The organism is Lysobacter auxotrophicus (genome assembly GCF_027924565.1).
GTDB classification, from domain to species: domain Bacteria; phylum Pseudomonadota; class Gammaproteobacteria; order Xanthomonadales; family Xanthomonadaceae; genus Lysobacter_J; species Lysobacter_J auxotrophicus.
In genome coordinates this window covers 263,533-278,364 of the sequence record NZ_AP027041.1, presented here as the reverse complement: position 1 = coordinate 278,364, position 14,832 = coordinate 263,533, and the positions used below count along the sequence as shown (strand labels likewise).

16 protein-coding genes are annotated in these 14,832 nt (G+C 69.4%); 10 read left to right on the top strand and 6 right to left on the bottom strand.

Annotated elements, in window-relative coordinates; all coding sequences use genetic code 11:
• Positions 1 to 52: 52 nt before the first annotated feature.
• From LA521A_RS01230 to LA521A_RS01215, 4 genes are all read right to left on the bottom strand, one after another.
• Positions 53 to 733, bottom strand: coding sequence for an RDD family protein (locus tag LA521A_RS01230; protein ID WP_281780580.1), 681 nt, complete (start codon positions 731 to 733; stop codon positions 53 to 55).
• The gene (locus tag LA521A_RS01225; RefSeq protein ID WP_281780579.1) at positions 733 to 1,329 is read right to left on the bottom strand and encodes an RDD family protein; all 597 of its coding nucleotides are present in this window, start codon (positions 1,327 to 1,329) and stop codon (positions 733 to 735) included. The genes LA521A_RS01230 and LA521A_RS01225 overlap by 1 nt, the downstream gene beginning before the upstream one ends.
• A 61-nt stretch (positions 1,330 to 1,390) precedes the next feature.
• Entirely contained in the window at positions 1,391 to 1,906 is a 516-nt protein-coding gene (locus LA521A_RS01220) for an RDD family protein (protein WP_281780578.1), read from the bottom strand.
• 82 nt (positions 1,907 to 1,988) lie between these two features.
• Positions 1,989 to 2,528 carry a gamma carbonic anhydrase family protein gene (locus tag LA521A_RS01215; protein ID WP_281780577.1) on the bottom strand — a complete coding sequence of 180 codons (540 nt, stop codon included), beginning with the start codon at positions 2,526 to 2,528 and terminating at the stop codon, positions 1,989 to 1,991.
• Between the two features lie 117 nt (positions 2,529 to 2,645).
• Here LA521A_RS01215 and LA521A_RS01210 point away from each other — a divergent pair, with 117 nt between their 5' ends.
• Positions 2,646 to 4,097 (top strand): coniferyl aldehyde dehydrogenase, encoded by a 1,452-nt coding sequence (locus LA521A_RS01210; protein ID WP_281780576.1) that lies wholly within the window; start codon positions 2,646 to 2,648, stop codon positions 4,095 to 4,097.
• Positions 4,098 to 4,212: 115 nt separating this feature from the next.
• Here the strand turns inward: LA521A_RS01210 and ltaE are convergent, their stop codons facing one another.
• Positions 4,213 to 5,229, bottom strand: coding sequence for a low-specificity L-threonine aldolase (ltaE, locus tag LA521A_RS01205; protein ID WP_281780575.1), 1,017 nt, complete (start codon positions 5,227 to 5,229; stop codon positions 4,213 to 4,215).
• Between the two features lie 103 nt (positions 5,230 to 5,332).
• Here ltaE and xth point away from each other — a divergent pair, with 103 nt between their 5' ends.
• Entirely contained in the window at positions 5,333 to 6,100 is a 768-nt protein-coding gene (gene xth, locus LA521A_RS01200) for an exodeoxyribonuclease III (RefSeq protein ID WP_281780574.1), read from the top strand.
• 711 nt (positions 6,101 to 6,811) lie between these two features.
• Here the strand turns inward: xth and LA521A_RS01195 are convergent.
• On the bottom strand, positions 6,812 to 8,149 hold the full coding sequence (locus tag LA521A_RS01195) for an AMP-binding protein (protein ID WP_281782152.1): 1,338 nt from the start codon (positions 8,147 to 8,149) through the stop codon (positions 6,812 to 6,814).
• Between the two features lie 138 nt (positions 8,150 to 8,287).
• Between LA521A_RS01195 and LA521A_RS01190 the strand changes: the two genes are divergently transcribed.
• From LA521A_RS01190 to LA521A_RS01155, 8 genes are all read left to right on the top strand, one after another.
• Positions 8,288 to 8,908 (top strand): 4'-phosphopantetheinyl transferase family protein, encoded by a 621-nt coding sequence (locus tag LA521A_RS01190; protein WP_425494549.1) that lies wholly within the window; start codon positions 8,288 to 8,290, stop codon positions 8,906 to 8,908.
• Between the two features lie 72 nt (positions 8,909 to 8,980).
• Positions 8,981 to 9,640: a 16S rRNA (guanine(527)-N(7))-methyltransferase RsmG gene (rsmG, locus tag LA521A_RS01185; RefSeq protein ID WP_281780573.1), complete on the top strand. Its 660-nt coding sequence runs from the start codon at positions 8,981 to 8,983 to the stop codon at positions 9,638 to 9,640.
• A gap of 232 nt (positions 9,641 to 9,872) precedes the next feature.
• A complete protein-coding gene (locus LA521A_RS01180; RefSeq protein WP_281780572.1) occupies positions 9,873 to 10,685 on the top strand; it encodes a ParA family protein in 813 nt (270 codons plus the stop codon).
• Entirely contained in the window at positions 10,682 to 11,590 is a 909-nt protein-coding gene (locus LA521A_RS01175; protein WP_281780571.1) for a ParB/RepB/Spo0J family partition protein, read from the top strand. The genes LA521A_RS01180 and LA521A_RS01175 overlap by 4 nt, the downstream gene beginning before the upstream one ends.
• A gap of 23 nt (positions 11,591 to 11,613) precedes the next feature.
• Positions 11,614 to 12,039: a DUF4279 domain-containing protein gene (locus LA521A_RS01170; protein ID WP_281780570.1), complete on the top strand. Its 426-nt coding sequence runs from the start codon at positions 11,614 to 11,616 to the stop codon at positions 12,037 to 12,039.
• Positions 12,040 to 12,062: 23 nt separating this feature from the next.
• On the top strand, positions 12,063 to 13,046 hold the full coding sequence (locus tag LA521A_RS01165) for an NAD-dependent epimerase/dehydratase family protein (protein WP_281780569.1): 984 nt from the start codon (positions 12,063 to 12,065) through the stop codon (positions 13,044 to 13,046).
• A gap of 4 nt (positions 13,047 to 13,050) precedes the next feature.
• Positions 13,051 to 13,791, top strand: a complete 741-nt coding sequence (locus LA521A_RS01160; RefSeq protein ID WP_281780568.1) for a glycosyltransferase family 2 protein — start codon at positions 13,051 to 13,053, stop codon at positions 13,789 to 13,791.
• A gap of 10 nt (positions 13,792 to 13,801) precedes the next feature.
• Complete coding sequence (locus LA521A_RS01155) at positions 13,802 to 14,143, top strand: lipid-A-disaccharide synthase N-terminal domain-containing protein (protein WP_281780567.1); 342 nt, start codon at positions 13,802 to 13,804, stop codon at positions 14,141 to 14,143.
• Positions 14,144 to 14,832: the final 689 nt, after the last annotated feature.

Below are 14,832 nucleotides of genomic sequence, written 5' to 3'. Positions count from 1 at the left end.
CAACGTGTCGGCACGCTACGAACCGCGAACTCCGGATCGCGAATCGCGGCCGTCATCTGCGCCCCAGCAGCCAGTTCGCCATGCGATACAGGCGCGTCACCGAGGCCATGCCGCGCGCGCCGGTGAGCGGTTCGGCGAGGTCCGCGAGTTCCGCCTGGCGGGCTTCGCCCAGTCGCGGCGCGCGTTCGGCGAAGGCGACCAGCGCGGCCTGCTCGTACGGGCGCAGCGCGATCGACGGCGCCAGCGCGGTATCGACCGCCGCCGGTACCGGATCGCGCGGCCGTGCTTCGTGCACGACCAGCGTGCCGGCGACCATGTCGCCCAGTCGCCGGCCCCAGGGATCCACGAGGCTCGACACCAGGCCGGTGGCGTACGCCAGCGGCAGCATGTCGACCACGCGCAGCAGGTTGCGGGTGAACGCGGCCAGCCAGCCGACCGGCGCGCCGTTGCCGGCGATCACGCGCAGCCCGAGCGCCCGCTTGCCCGGCGTGCTGCCGTTCCACATCGCCTCGAAGCACACTGGGTAGAACCAGTACACCAGGAACATCGCGACGGCATAGAAGCCCATGCCGCCGCGACCGAAGGCGCCGAGGAACATCCCCATCGCCATCATCACCGCGCCGCGCACCAGCAAGTCGATCAGCCATGCCAGCGCGCGCGGCACGGGGCCGGCGGCGGGCAGGTGGAGGGCCACGCCCTCCGGCGTCACGACTTCCCGGTACGTGTCGAGCATCAGGCGTTCACGACGATCGTGTCGGCGAAGTAGTCGTGCAGGCAGCGGCGCTCTTCGCCGAAGATCCACAGGATGTTGGCCAGCGAGAAGATCGCCCCAAGGAACGGGATCGCGCCCACCACCGCCGGCGCGATCATGCGCAGGCCGAGGATGCGGCCGAAGCCGATGCGCTCGCCGTTGCTGCGCACGATGCGGATGCGCTGCCAGCGCTTGCCGATGGTCTGGCCGTGGCGGGCGAGCATCACCAGCTGCACGACGACCAGCGCGATCAGGCCGATGACGCCGATGGCGATCAGCGCGATGCCGGCCATCTTGTTGCCGTCGGGCGCCGACGCCATCGCCGCGCCGAACGCGAGCGGAAGCCACAGCGGGATGCCGATGAAACCGTCGGCGAGCGCCGCGAGCAGGCGCGTGGTGCGCTCGGCCTTCTGCGCCGGGTTGTCGACGCTGGTTTCGATCAGGGTTGCGGTCGGTGCGGCATACGGATTGTTGCGGGTATCGCTCACGTTCGGCTCCAGGACCTGGGTTTCGATGCGCCCTGCCGCGTGCGCGTCGACGACGCGCCGCATCGGGCGGTTGCTTGGGACGGATGACATCGGACGATTACGTTCGGCCGGCGCGTCGGGAAGCCGTTCCCAGCGCCGGCACACGCCGCGATCAGGCGTTGACGACCATCGTGTCGCAGATGAGGTCGTGCAGGCAGCGGCGTTCCTCGCCGAAGATCCACAACAGGTTGGCGAGCGAGAACACCCAGCCCACGTACGGAATGCCGCCGATCAGGCCGGGCACGAAGTAGCGCAGCACGAGCATGCGGCGCAGGCTCGCGCGGCTGCCGTCGGTGCGCACCACGCGCATGCCCATCGCACGCTTGCCGATGCTCTGGCCCTCGCGGTGCATCAGCACGCACCAGTAGACGAACAGCGCGAGCACGCACACCAGTGAGAACAGGATCAGCGATCCGCCCAGCGCCCCGATGCCGCGTTCGGGCTTGTACCGCAGCGCGCCGATCAGGGCGGGCGCGAGCACCGCGAGGTAGATGCCGAGGTCGATCAGGTAGGCCAGCAGGCGACGGCCACGATCGGCCGGTTCCAGTCCGGACTCGTGTTCGACCGGCGCGACGACGACCTGCGCGGCGGGCGCCGCGTAGGGATTGCGGTACTCGAAACCTTCCATGTGGTCCCCATTGCGTTCGCGATGCCGTCCCGGGCATCGGTTGATGCGGTGATCGCGGCCCCCTGCCGCGGTCTCCCGCCCGCTACCCGGCCATGCCGAGGTAGCGGTCCTTCAATCGTACATAGTGCGCGGCACTGTAGTGCAACTGTTCGATCTCGCGATCGTCCAGGCGACGGACCAGCCGCGCCGGATTGCCCAGCCACAGCTCGCCCTCGCCGACCTGCTTGCCCGGCGCGACCACCGCGCCCGCGCCGACGAACCCGTGCCGGTGCACGCGCGCGCCGTCGAGGATGCGCGCGCCCATGCCGATCAGGCAGAAGTCCTCGAGCGTGCAGGCGTGCAGGATCACCCCGTGGCCGATGGTGACGTCGTCGCCGACGATTGTGGGCACCCCGCCCGGACGCGTGTACGGCCCCTCGTGCGTGACATGGACGATGGTGCCGTCCTGCACGTTCGTACGCGCGCCGATGTGGATCGAGTTGACGTCGCCGCGGATCACGCAGCCGGGCCAGATCGACACGTCGTCGCCCAGCGTCACGGCGCCGATGACCGTCGCCGCCGGATCGATGTAGACGCGTTCGCCGACGGCGGGAAAGGTGTCGAGGTAAGGGCGCAGGGTCATGCGGGGAGTCTAGCGTGCCGATCGCGCCGCGGCCCCATTCAGACGACCGCGTCGCCCCCCGGCGCGCGCCGCTTTCGCCCCTGCGGACCGCCGCGGGCGCGGACTACACTCGACCGCATGGACATCACCGCCGACACGCCGTTGAACGAACTCGCCTCCACCCGCGAACGCCTTCGCGCCGCGTGGCAGGCGCGCAAGCCCGACCACGCGCAGCGACGCGCGGACCTGGTGCGGCTGCGCGACGTGTTCCGCTCGCGCATCGAGTCGATGGACGCGGCGATCCGCGCCGACTTCGGCCATCGCAGCCAGCACGAGAACCTGCTGTCGGAGGCGATGATCGTGCGGGCCGAGATCGACCACGCCATCGGGCACCTGCGCGGCTGGATGAAACCGCGCCGCGCCGCCGTGGGCTGGCGCTTCTGGCCGGCGAGCGCGCGCATCGTGCCCGAGCCCGTCGGCGTGGTCGGCATCCTGTCGCCGTGGAATTACCCGGTGAACCTCGCGCTGGTGCCGCTGGTGTCGGCGATCGCCGCCGGCAACCACGTCTACCTCAAGCCGTCCGAGCACACGCCGCGCACCAGCCAGTGGCTGCGGGAACTGCTGTCGGATGTGTTCCCGGCCGATCGTGTCGCCGTGGCCCTCGGCGGGCCGGAACTCGGCGCCGCGTTCGCCGCGCTGCCGTTCGACCACCTGCTGTTCACCGGTTCCACCGCGGTCGGCCGCAAGGTGATGGCCGCGGCCGCGCCGAACCTCACGCCGGTGACGCTCGAACTCGGCGGCAAGGCACCGGCCGTCGTGTGCCCGGATTTCGACCTGCGCAAGGCGGCCGCGCGCATCGCCACCGGCAAGTGGTTCAACGCCGGGCAGACGTGCATCGGCGTGGATTACGTGCTGGTCGACGAAGCGCGCGGCGGTGCGTTCGTCGAAGCGATCCGCGACGAGGTGGTCGCGCGCTACCCGGGCTTCGATGCATCACGCCCGGAGGCGATCACCGACTACACGCGCATCATCAACGACGCGCAGTACGCGCGCCTGCGCGGTTACGTCGACGACGCGCGCGCCCGCGGCACGATCGTGGTCGAACCGCTGACGCCGGCGATCGACGCCGCGACGCGTTCGGGCCTGGAACGTGCGCGCGTGTTCCCGCCGACGCTGCTTGCCGAACCGCCGCTGGACAGCGCGGTGATGCGCAACGAGATCTTCGGGCCGATCCTGCCGATCCTCACCTATCGCACGCTCGAGGAGGCCATCGAGCGCATCCGCTCGATGGATCGCCCGCTCGCGCTGTATCCCTTCAGCCACGATGCGCGCAGCATCGAGAAGATCGTGTCCGGCACGCTGGCCGGCGGCGTGACGGTGAACGACACGCTGCTGCATTTCGGCGCGCACGACCTGCCGTTCGGCGGCATCGGCCCCAGCGGCATCGGCGCGATCCACGGCCGCACCGGCTTCGATACCTTCAGCAAGCTGCTGCCGGTGTTCCGCCAGCGCAGCTTTGCGGGCAGCGACCTGCTGAGGCCGCCCTACCGTGGCTTCGTGGATCGCATGGTGCGGATGTTGTCGAAGTAGCGGGGCAGACTGCGACCCGACCCTGCAATGCTTCTCGCTCTTGTAGCCCGGGTAAGCGAAGCGCACCCGGGGTCGCGGGCGCCTCTCGCTTACCCGGGCTACAAAAACGACAATGTCAGCGCGTGGCGAACGCCCGCAACACCTCGATGGTACGCGCGACACCTTCGTCGTCGACGTCCAGGTGCGTGACCATGCGGATCGCCGGCGTGTAGCCGATCGACACGCGGATGCGCGCCTCGTCCAGCGCGCGGCGTAACGCGTCGTGGCGCTCCACCGGCACATCGATGAACACCATGTTGGTGTGCTGCGCGACGACCTGCACGTCGGACAGGCCCTGCAGGCCTTCGGCAAGGCGCGCGGCGCGGGCGTGATCGTCCGCCAGCCGCGCGACGTGGTGATCCAGCGCGTACGACGCGCCGGCCGCGAGCAGGCCCGCCTGGCGCATGCCGCCGCCGACGACCTTGCGCCAGCGTTTCGCGCTTTCGATCAGCTCGCGCGTGCCGAGCAGCACCGAGCCGACGGGCGCGCCGAGCCCCTTCGACAGGCACACCGACACGCTGTCGAAGTGCTTGGTGATCTCGCGCGGCCTCACGCCCAGCGCGACGGCCGCGTTGAACATGCGCGCGCCGTCCAGATGCAGCGCGAGTCCGCGGCGGTCGCACAGCGCACGCGCGTCGGCGAGGTACTGCAGCGGCAGTGCGCGGCCGTGCCAGGTGTTTTCCAGGCACAACAGGCGCGTGCGCGCGAAGTGCGGATCGACCGGCTTGATCGAGCGCTCCACCGCGTCCAGCGGCAGCGTGCCGTCGGGCGCGTGCACGATGGGCTGCGGCTGGATCGAGCCCAGCACGGCGGCGCCGCCGCCTTCGTATTTGTAGGTGTGCGCGTCCATGCCGACGATGTACTCGTCGCCGCGCTCGCAATGCGCCATCAGGCCGATCAGGTTGGACTGCGTGCCGCTGGGCACGAACAGGCCGGCGGCGAAGCCGAGTTCATCGGCCAGGCGCGCCTGCAATGCGTTGACCGTCGGGTCCTCGCCGTACACGTCGTCGCCGACGGGCGCGCGCATCATCGCCTCGCGCATGGCCTGCGTGGGTTGGGTGACGGTGTCGCTGCGAAGATCGATCCACTGCATGTCGGCGGCTTGCTGGGAATGAACCCCGAGTATGCCGGGCGGCGCGGCCCGGCGACATTGCGCAGGCTGCGGAATGGGCGGCCGGCTCGTTACACTGCGCGGCATGAAAATCGCCAGCTGGAACGTCAACTCGCTCAACGTGCGCCTGCCGCACCTGGAACAGTGGCTCGCCACGTCCTCGCCGGACATCGTCGCGCTGCAGGAAACCAAGCTGGAGGACGAGAAGTTCCCCGACGATCCGCTGCTGGCGATGGGCTACCGCAGCGTGTTCGCCGGCCAGAAGAGCTACAACGGCGTCGCGGTGCTGTCGCGTGAACGCGCCACCGACGTGCAGATCGGCGTGCCGGGCCTGGAGGACGAACAGAAGCGCGTGCTCGCCGCGACCGTGGGCGATCTGCGCATCGTGAATCTCTACGTCGTGAACGGGCAGTCCGTCGGCAGCGACAAGTACGCCTACAAGCTGCGCTGGCTGGAAGCCGTGCACGACTGGCTGGCGCAGGAGCTGGTGACGCATCCGCGCATGATCGTCCTGGGCGATTTCAACATCGCACCGGACGATCGCGACGTGCACGACCCGGCCGTGTGGAACGACGGCCATATCCTCACTTCGCGGGCCGAACGCGACGCGCTGGAGCGCCTGTACGCGCTGGGACTGCACGACTCGTATCGCGCGCTCAACCCGGACGCGACGCAGTTCAGCTGGTGGGATTACCGGATGGGCGGCTTCCGCCGCAACCTCGGCCTGCGCATCGACCTGACGCTGGTGTCCGAGGCGTTGCGCCCGCACGCCGTGGCTTCGGACATCGATCGCGAACCGCGCACGTGGGACCGGCCGAGCGATCACGCGCCGGCGTGGGTGGAGTTGGGCTGACGGCGTCATTCATCGCCGACGCCGCGCCCTGTCGATAGTGGACGTAGCTACGCGGTTATAGCCCGGGTAAGCGAAGCGCACCCGGTGTTCGCGATGCCGCGCAGTTCACCGGCACGCGGCGCTCCCCCCAACACCGTCATCCCGGCGAAGGCCGGGACCCAGGCCCCTGAGGCGCGCCGAACGCTGGTCGCCCAAGCCGCCTGATCACCAAGATTGCTTTGCCGTCATTCCAGCGAAGCTGGAACCCATTTTGATTTTCGCGTCCGCTCGGACCGCGAAGAAGCAACACCGCAGCGTTGCACTGCCAAGCCGGTTCAACGCCACCCCTCCGTTGCCCCTCACCCCAACCCCTCTCCCGGTGGGAGAGGGGCTTGAAGCCGTCATTCCGGCGAAGGCCAGATCCCGCTGATGGCGCCGGCACTCCAGTCGCAGCGGAATGCCTACCCGTCATCCCGGCGAAGGCCGGGATCCAGGCTGTTACGTCATCCAATTCATCCCGACATCGATCCATCCCGTCATCCGATCCATCTCGTCATTCCAGCGAAAGCTGGAACCCACTTGCTCTTGAGCGCGGCGCGGGTCCGATGAAGAGATCAACATGGGTTCCAGCTTTCGCTGGAATGACGGTGAGATTGCTTGACGTGCTCGGCCCTCGAAAGGTCTGAGGGCCTGCGTCCTGGCCTTCGCCGGGATGACGCCATAAAGCGCGGCTCAACCGGCCCCTACGCCCTCTACCGCACGCGGCTCATGCGCATGCAGCAGCGCCTCCAGCGCGTGCCGCGGCAGCTTGCCGGTTTCGTTGCGCGGGAGTGCCTCCACGCGGCGCAGCGGGCGCGGAAGGAACACCGGATCGAGCTGCTGGCGCAGCGCATGGAGGATGTCGTGCTCGTCCACGCCCGGGGCGACCACGAGCGCGGCGATGCGGCGGACGCCGATGGCGTCTTCGGCATCGAGCTGGAACATCACGCCGTCCTCGACGCCCGGTACCGCGAGCAGCTTGCGCGTGAGATCGCCCAGCGAAGCGCGCTTTCCGGCGATGTCGAGCAGGTCGGCGTTGCGGCCGCGCAGTTCGAAGCGGCCGTCGGCATGCACTTCCATCAGATCGGCGAGCACGATGGCTTCGGCCAGGTGCGCCGCGTGCACCGCGGTCCCGTCGGGTTGCGGCGCCAGGCGCACGCCGGGCAGTGGTGTCCACGCGGCATCGCGCGCGGTGCGGCGGCGCGCGAACACGCAGGTTTCGGTCGAACCGAACACCTCGCGCACCTCGCAGCCGAAGCGCGCTTCGGCCTGCGCGGCCAGTTCCGGCGGCATCGGCGCGGTCGCCGAGACGATGCCCGCCAGCGGCGGCAGATCGAGTCCGGAAGCCACCAGCGCGCGCAGGTGCACCGGCGTGGTGACCAGCAACGGCGGCGTCGGGGAATCGTGCAGCGCGCGCGCCACGTCGGCGGGGAACAGCGGCCGCGCCGCGTGCACCGCGACCGGCCCCAGCAGCGGCATCAGCACCGACATCTCCATGCCGTACATGTGCTGCGGCGGCACGGTGGCGATGACGTGGGTGAGGTCGTCGCGAAGCAGGCCGTCGAGCGCGGCGAGGTTCTGCGCGGTGCTCGTGCGGAAGCTGATCCACGTCTTGCTGTACGCACGCGGCTGGCCGGTGCTGCCGGAGGTGAAGCCGATGGCCACGCGCGCGTGGGCGTCGACGAACAGCGGTTCGCCGTCGAGTTCGGCCAGGGTGTCGGGCATGCGCACGCAATGCGGCGGCGCGGGCGAGAGGTCGACGTCGGTCAGGCAATAGCTGTCGGGATGCTGTGCCTGCACCTGCTCCACCACGCCGGGCGCGCGCGAGGGCGGCATCAGCGTGGTCTGTCCGCGCACCGCGGCGGCGCAGAAGGCGACGAGGTAGCGGTAGCGGTCCTCGCACAGGTTCAGCGCGAATCGCGCGGCGGGCAGCGTCGCGGCCAGCGCGCGCACGTGCCGCGCGAACAACGCGCGGTCGATCGCGTGACCGCCTTCGTCGAAGGCGATGGCGAGCGCGCCGGTACCGTGCATCAGCGGCACGGGCGAGGACGGGACGGGACTGGTGGCTTCGACGACCGCGGACATGGATGGCACGTGATTGCTGCGGCGACGCCGCTTCCCCTGCCCTTACTTTACGCTGGCCGCCGTCGCTGCTCCCAGTCGTGGTTCATGTCCCTGTCCGCTCCCCCAATCGCCGACCCGGCCCCGGTGCGCTGGGCCTGGCGCCCGCACGCGCCGCGCATGCCTGCCGAACCGCTGGCGCGGCAGTGGCTGGCGGCGGAACTGGGCACGGAGGTCGGGACGCTGCCGCTGACCCGCGACGCCCGCGGCCGCCCGCGGCTGGACGGCGATTTCGCCGGCTGGGACTGCAACTGGAGCCACAGCGGCGACGGCCTGCTGATCGCGCTGGGCCGCGAGGTGCGCATCGGCATCGACCTGGAACGCGTGCGCCCGCGGGGCCGCGCGCTCGATCTCGCCCAGCGCTTCTTCACCGCGCCGGAGCTCGCCTGGCTCCACGCCGCGCCGTCGGCGGCGGTGCGCGACCACGGCTTCCTGCGCCTGTGGTGCGCGAAGGAGGCCGTCCTGAAGGCGCACGGCCATGGCATTTCGTTCGGGCTGCACCGCCTGCGCTTCGCCGAAAGCCCGGACGGCTTGCGCCTGGTCGAATGCGATCCGGAACTCGGCCAGGCCGACGACTGGTCGCTGCAGGAGCTGCGGCCGGCGCCGGAGTACCTCGGGGCGCTGGCGTGGCGAAGCCGGAATGCGGGAATGGTCGGGCGGGATTCGTAAGAGCCGCTTTCGCCTCACGGTAACCTGTGCGCGCCCTACGAATCTCCGATCCCGAATCCGAATCCCGGCTCCATGACCACCCCCGCCCCCTTCGACGCCACGCTGCGCCGCACGCTGGACGACGGCCTGACCGCCCTCGGCCTGGACCCCGCTTCCGTCGCGCCCAAGCTGCTGGACTACCTCGCCCTGCTGGTGCGCTGGAACAAGACCTACAACCTCACCGCCGTGCGCGATCCGCACGAGATGGTGGTCAAGCACCTGCTCGATTCGCTGGCGATGCATCCGTTCGTGGACGACCTGGCCGCACGCGGCGGCGCGCTGGCCGACCTCGGCACGGGGCCGGGGCTGCCGGGCATTCCGCTGTCGATCGTGAAGCCGGGCCTGAAGGTCACGCTGGTGGAAAGCAACGGCAAGAAGGCGCGCTTCATGCGCGAGGCGATCCGCCAGCTCGGCCTGAAGGACGCGCGCGTGGCCGAGTCGCGCATCGAGGCGGTGGACGAGCCCGGCGCGTACGACGCGATCACCGCGCGCGCGCTCGCGACGCTGCCGCTGATCCTCGAACTGGGCGGCCACCTGCTCAAGCCCGAGGGCCGCCTGCTCGCGATGAAGGGCGTGCATCCCGCCGACGAGATCGCCGCGCTGCCGGCCGGGTGGACCGTCGAGGCCTCGCAGCCGATGCGCGTGCCGGGGCTCGACGCCGAGCGGCACATGGTCGTGATCGCCCGGGCGTGAGCGGCGCCGATCGCCCGATCGTGACCGCCCGCGCAACGGCGTAGACGGGACGGCAACCGCCCGTCCGCGCAAAGCGCCGCAAGTGCTTGATCCGGCGCAGCCCGCGCCGACCGACCCGCGCCGATGGCCCATACAGCTACCGGCGAGGGGGCACGCGCCTTCCCATCCGGGCATAATCCCCGGTCCGGCCCCACGCCGGCCTATCTCCGTTACCAAGACCAGGACGAGCCGCATGGCCCGCATCATCGCCGTCGCCAACCAGAAAGGCGGAGTCGGCAAGACCACCACCGCCGTCAACCTGGCCGCCGCGCTCGCGCGGACGCCCAAGCGCGTGCTGCTGGTCGACCTGGACCCGCAGGGCAACGCGACGATGGGCAGCGGCCTGGACAAGCGCGAGATCGACACGACGATCTGCGACGTCCTGCTGGGCGAGGCCGACGTGGCATCGATCGTGAAGCGCACGGCCGAAGACTTCGACCTGCTGCCGGCGAACATCGAGCTGACCGCGGCCGAGATCACCCTGATGGGCGAGGCCAACCGCGAGCAACGCCTGAAGGCCGCGCTCGCGCCGCTGCGCGAGAATTACGATTTCATCCTCATCGACTGCCCGCCGGCGCTGTCGCTGCTCACGCTCAACGCGCTGACCGCGGCCGACTCGATCGTCGTGCCGATGCAGTGCGAGTACTACGCGCTGGAAGGCATCAGCGCGCTGATCGACACCATCGAGGCGCTCAAGGCGAACCTCAACCCGACGCTGGAAGTCGAGGGCGTGCTGCGCACCATGTTCGACGTGCGCAACAACCTGGCCAACGCCGTGTCGGCGGAACTGATCAACCATTTCGGCGACCGCGTGTTCCGCACGATCGTGCCGCGCAACGTCCGCCTGGCCGAGGCGCCCAGCCACGGCCAGAGCATCGTCGGCTACGACCGTGCCAGCCGCGGCGGCATCGCCTACATGGGGCTGGCGGGCGAAGTGCTGCGCCGCCAGCGCGAGCGCGACCAGGCGAAGGCGCGCGCTCCGCAACCGAAGGAGACCACGGCATGAGCGTAGCCAAGAAGCGCGGCCTGGGCCGCGGCCTCGAAGCCCTGCTGGGACCCAAGGCCGCCGCCGAGGCGCCGGTCCTGGAAGCGGTCGAAGGCGACGTGCTGCGCCATCTGCCGGTGGACGCGCTGACGCCCGGCAAGTACCAGCCGCGAAAGCACTGGGACCAGGAAAAGCTCGAGGAGCTGGCCGAGTCGATCAAGGCGCAGGGCGTGATCCAGCCCATCGTCGTGCGCGATCTGGGCGGCAAGCGCTACGAGATCATCGCGGGCGAACGTCGCTGGCGCGCCTCGCAACTGGCGGGGCTGAGCCAGATCCCGGTCGTCATCCGCGAAGTCGACGACCGCACGGTCGTGGCGATGGCGCTGATCGAGAACATCCAGCGCGAAGACCTCAATCCGCTGGAAGAAGCCAACGCGCTGCAGCGGCTCATCGACGAATTCGACCTGACCCACGCGCAGGCCGCCGAGGCCGTCGGCCGTTCGCGCGCCGCGGTGTCGAACCTGCTGCGCCTGCTGGAACTGCCGCCGGAAATCCGCGTGCTGCTGGAAACGCACGCGCTGGAAATGGGCCACGCCCGCGCCCTGCTCGCGCTGACGCCGCAGGCGGCGATCGCGCTGGCGCGACAGGCGGCCGAACACGGCTGGTCGGTGCGCGAGGTCGAACACCGCGTGCAGCAGCTGGCCGCCGGGCAGATCCCGACCAGCAGTTCCGCCAAGCCCAAGGCCGCCAAGGCCAAGCCGCAGGCGGACATCGTCGCGCTGGAGCGCGAGCTGTCGGAGTCGCTCAACACCAAGGTCAACGTGCTGCACGGCCGCGGCGGCAAGGGTCGGCTGGTGATCCACTACTCCGACCTGGATTCGCTCGACGGCGTGCTGGAAAAGCTGCGCGGTACCGTTACCGAGTAACAGAACCTGCGTAAGGTCGGCGCATGAACCCGTACCGCTACCGTGTGGCGCTGCGCGCGATGCACCCGCGCGACGACCTGCGACCGTTGTTCGACCAGCTCGGATTGCTGCCCGAACGCACCTGGCGTGCGGGCGACCGGCGGACCTCGCCGGCCGGCATCCCGCTGGACGGCGTGTACCGCGAAAGCTACGCCTACACGAATCTGACACGCGGATCGCGAAACTGGTCGGATGAGGATCTGCAGGACTTCCTGCGCGGGATCCAGCAGCGACTGGCGATGCATCGCGACACGCTGCACACGTTCTACATCCGCGGCGGACGGTGCGGGCTGTCGATCGACCTGAGCGGCGAGAGCGGGTTCGGCTTCGAACTGGATCCCTCGCTCGGCGCGGGCCTTGCGGACCTCAAACTGACACTGGGCTTCGACTTCAACGCCGAACCCGACTGATTCCCACCACCACGCGAGTTCCGATGGCTGACACCTCCCCCGGCACCATCCTCGTCACCGGCGCGGCCGGCTTCATCGGCGCCTACACCTGCCGCGCATTGAAGGCGCGCGGCGCCCGCGTCGTCGGGCTGGACAACTTCAACGATTACTACGACCCGCAGCTCAAGCGCGACCGCGTCGCCGCGCTGTGCCCGGATGTCGACATCCGCGCGCTCGACCTGACCGATCGCGACGGCCTCGCGGCGCACTTCGACGAGATCGCGCCGACGCATGTCATCCATCTCGCCGCGCAGGCCGGCGTGCGTTACTCGCTGACCAACCCGCACGCGTACGTCGACAGCAATCTGGTCGGCTTCGTCAACATGCTGGAGCTGTGCCGCCATCGGGGCGTGCAACACCTGGCGTATGCGAGTTCGTCGTCGGTGTACGGCGACTCGGCGACGCCGCCGTTCTCCGAGGACCAGCGCATCGACCAGCCGCGCTCGCTCTACGCCGCGACCAAGGCCGCGAACGAGCTGATGGCGCATACCTACGCGCACCTCTATGGCCTGCGTTCGACGGGCCTGCGGTTCTTCACCGTGTACGGCCCGTGGGGCCGCCCGGACATGGCGCCGCTGCTGTTCTCGCGCGCGGTGCTCGCCGGCCGGCCGATCGACGTGTTCAACCACGGGAAGATGCGGCGCGATTTCACCTTCGTCGACGACATCGTGGCCGGCGTGCTCGGCGCGCTGGACAACCCGCCGGAAGGCGAGGTGCCGCATCGGGTCTTCAATCTCGGCAACCACACGCCGGTGGAACTCGAGCGCTTCATCGCGGTCATCGAAGAGGCCGCCGGACAGCCGGCCCAGAAGGTGTACAAGCCGATGCAGCCCGGCGACATGATCGAAACCATGGCCGACACGCAGCGCGCGCACGATGCGTTCGGCTTCGAACCGGCGACGTCCATCGAGACCGGCCTGCCCCAGGTCGTGGCGTGGTGCCGCGACTACTTCGGCGAGAACGCCTGACGCCATGAGCACGTCCCCGCACCTTTCGGTCGTCGTACCGGTGTTCAACGAGCGCGACAACGTCGCGCCGCTGGTGCACGAAATCACCGCCGCGCTGCGCGGACGCGAGCCGCGCGACGGCGGCGATTTCGAGATCGTCTACGTCGATGACCACTCGCGCGACGACACGCTCGCGGTGCTGCAGGCGCTGAAGGCCGAGGTGCCGGAACTGCGCGTGATCCACCACGTGACGCAGAGCGGGCAGAGCACGGCGATCCGCAACGGCGTGAAAGCCGCACGCGGCGAGTGGATCGCGACGCTCGACGGCGACGGACAGAACGATCCGGCGGACATCCCGAAACTCATCGCCATGCGCGGCACCTCCGCGCCCGACGTGAAGATGTTCGCCGGCTGGCGCGTCAACCGGCGCGACAGCGGCTCCAAGCGCTGGGCATCGAAGTGGGCGAACGCGATCCGCGCGCGCATGCTGCGCGACGACACGCCCGACACCGGATGCGGCATCAAGCTGTTCGAACGCGCCGCGTTCCTCGAACTGCCGCACTTCAACCACATGCATCGTTACCTGCCCGCGCTGATGCAACGCGCCGGCTACAAGACGGTGAGCGTGCCGGTGAACCACCGCGCGCGTTCCACCGGCGTGTCCAAGTACAACAACCTCAATCGCGCGCTGGTGGGCATCGCCGACCTGCGTGGCGTCGCGTGGCTGATCCGCCGCGGCAAGGTCACGCGTACCGAAGAAATCTGAAGGGGTCTCCATGGAATACGACTTCATGAACTACCCCATCGCGTGGCTCGAGTGGACCGGGCTGCACATGTCGCCGTGGAAAATCATCGGCCTGACCGGCGCGCTGATGTTCGGCGGCCGCTGGCTGGTGCAGTTCGTCGCCTCGCGAAAGCACGGCAAGCCGGTGATCCCGCGCCTGTTCTGGTACATGAGCCTGGTCGGCAGCGTGATGACGCTGGCGTACTTCCTGTTCTCGCAGAAGCAGGACTCCGTCGGCGTGATCCAGAACCTGTTCCCGGCCTTCACCGCCGCCTACAGCCTGTACCTGGACATCCGGCATCGCGGGTGGAAGCGGGATCGGGCGTCGCACTGATCGTGATTCGTGATTCGTGATTCGTGATTGGTGATTCGGGGTTCGGGGTTCGGGGTTCGGGGTTCGGGGTTCGGGGTTCGGGGTTCGGGGTTCGGGGTTCGGGAATCGGGAATCGGGAATCGGGAATCGGGAATCGGGAATCGGGAATCGGGAATCGGGAATCGGGAATCGGGAATCGGGAATCGGGAATCGGGAATCGGGAAGAGCAAATCAGCTCTTCGCCTGGCGTCGTCATCCCGGCGAAGCAAGCCGTCATCCCGGCGAAGGCCGGGACCCAGGCCCGTAGCGCACGGGCACTTCCAAACCGGCAAACCACCCCGCCGTCATTCCAGCGAAAGCTGGAACCCATCTTGCTCTTCGCCTGATCGAGAGCAGGCAGCGATCGGCGTCACCGCATCGCATGCCCCGCCCCTCACCCCAACCCCTCTCCCGGTGGGAGAGGGGCACAAGCCGTCATCCCGGCAGGACCTCGCGAAGGACACCAAAGGCCGGGACCCAGGCCCGTAACCCACGGGCACTCCAAACCGGCAACCCACCCCACCGTCATTCCAGCGAAAGCTGGAACCCATCTTGATCTTCGTCCGGTCGAGAGCAGGCTCACTCCCAGAACACGGCGAGAAGCACCGCGACCCGCGTCACGCCCGAGCCCGAACCGCCAGACTCCGTGCCCTTGGACCCACGCGCCAGGC

Excerpts from the sequence above, each read along its gene's own strand:
- LA521A_RS01215 (WP_281780577.1), bottom strand. The coding sequence starts at position 2,528 with ATGACCCTGCGCCCTTACCTCGACACCTTTCCCGCCGTCGGCGAACGC.
- LA521A_RS01225 (WP_281780579.1), bottom strand. The coding sequence starts at position 1,329 with ATGTCATCCGTCCCAAGCAACCGCCCGATGCGGCGCGTCGTCGACGCG.
- LA521A_RS01170 (WP_281780570.1), top strand. The coding sequence starts at position 11,614 with ATGAACCCGTACCGCTACCGTGTGGCGCTGCGCGCGATGCACCCGCGC.
- LA521A_RS01165 (WP_281780569.1), top strand. The coding sequence starts at position 12,063 with ATGGCTGACACCTCCCCCGGCACCATCCTCGTCACCGGCGCGGCCGGC.
- LA521A_RS01190 (WP_425494549.1), top strand. The coding sequence starts at position 8,288 with ATGTCCCTGTCCGCTCCCCCAATCGCCGACCCGGCCCCGGTGCGCTGG.
- LA521A_RS01230 (WP_281780580.1), bottom strand. The coding sequence starts at position 733 with ATGCTCGACACGTACCGGGAAGTCGTGACGCCGGAGGGCGTGGCCCTC.
- LA521A_RS01180 (WP_281780572.1), top strand. The coding sequence starts at position 9,873 with ATGGCCCGCATCATCGCCGTCGCCAACCAGAAAGGCGGAGTCGGCAAG.
- xth (WP_281780574.1), top strand. The coding sequence starts at position 5,333 with ATGAAAATCGCCAGCTGGAACGTCAACTCGCTCAACGTGCGCCTGCCG.
- ltaE (WP_281780575.1), bottom strand. The coding sequence starts at position 5,229 with ATGCAGTGGATCGATCTTCGCAGCGACACCGTCACCCAACCCACGCAG.
- rsmG (WP_281780573.1), top strand. The coding sequence starts at position 8,981 with ATGACCACCCCCGCCCCCTTCGACGCCACGCTGCGCCGCACGCTGGAC.
- LA521A_RS01160 (WP_281780568.1), top strand. The coding sequence starts at position 13,051 with ATGAGCACGTCCCCGCACCTTTCGGTCGTCGTACCGGTGTTCAACGAG.
- LA521A_RS01220 (WP_281780578.1), bottom strand. The coding sequence starts at position 1,906 with ATGGAAGGTTTCGAGTACCGCAATCCCTACGCGGCGCCCGCCGCGCAG.
- LA521A_RS01175 (WP_281780571.1), top strand. The coding sequence starts at position 10,682 with ATGAGCGTAGCCAAGAAGCGCGGCCTGGGCCGCGGCCTCGAAGCCCTG.
- LA521A_RS01210 (WP_281780576.1), top strand. The coding sequence starts at position 2,646 with ATGGACATCACCGCCGACACGCCGTTGAACGAACTCGCCTCCACCCGC.
- LA521A_RS01195 (WP_281782152.1), bottom strand. The coding sequence starts at position 8,149 with ATGCACGGTACCGGCGCGCTCGCCATCGCCTTCGACGAAGGCGGTCAC.
- LA521A_RS01155 (WP_281780567.1), top strand. The coding sequence starts at position 13,802 with ATGGAATACGACTTCATGAACTACCCCATCGCGTGGCTCGAGTGGACC.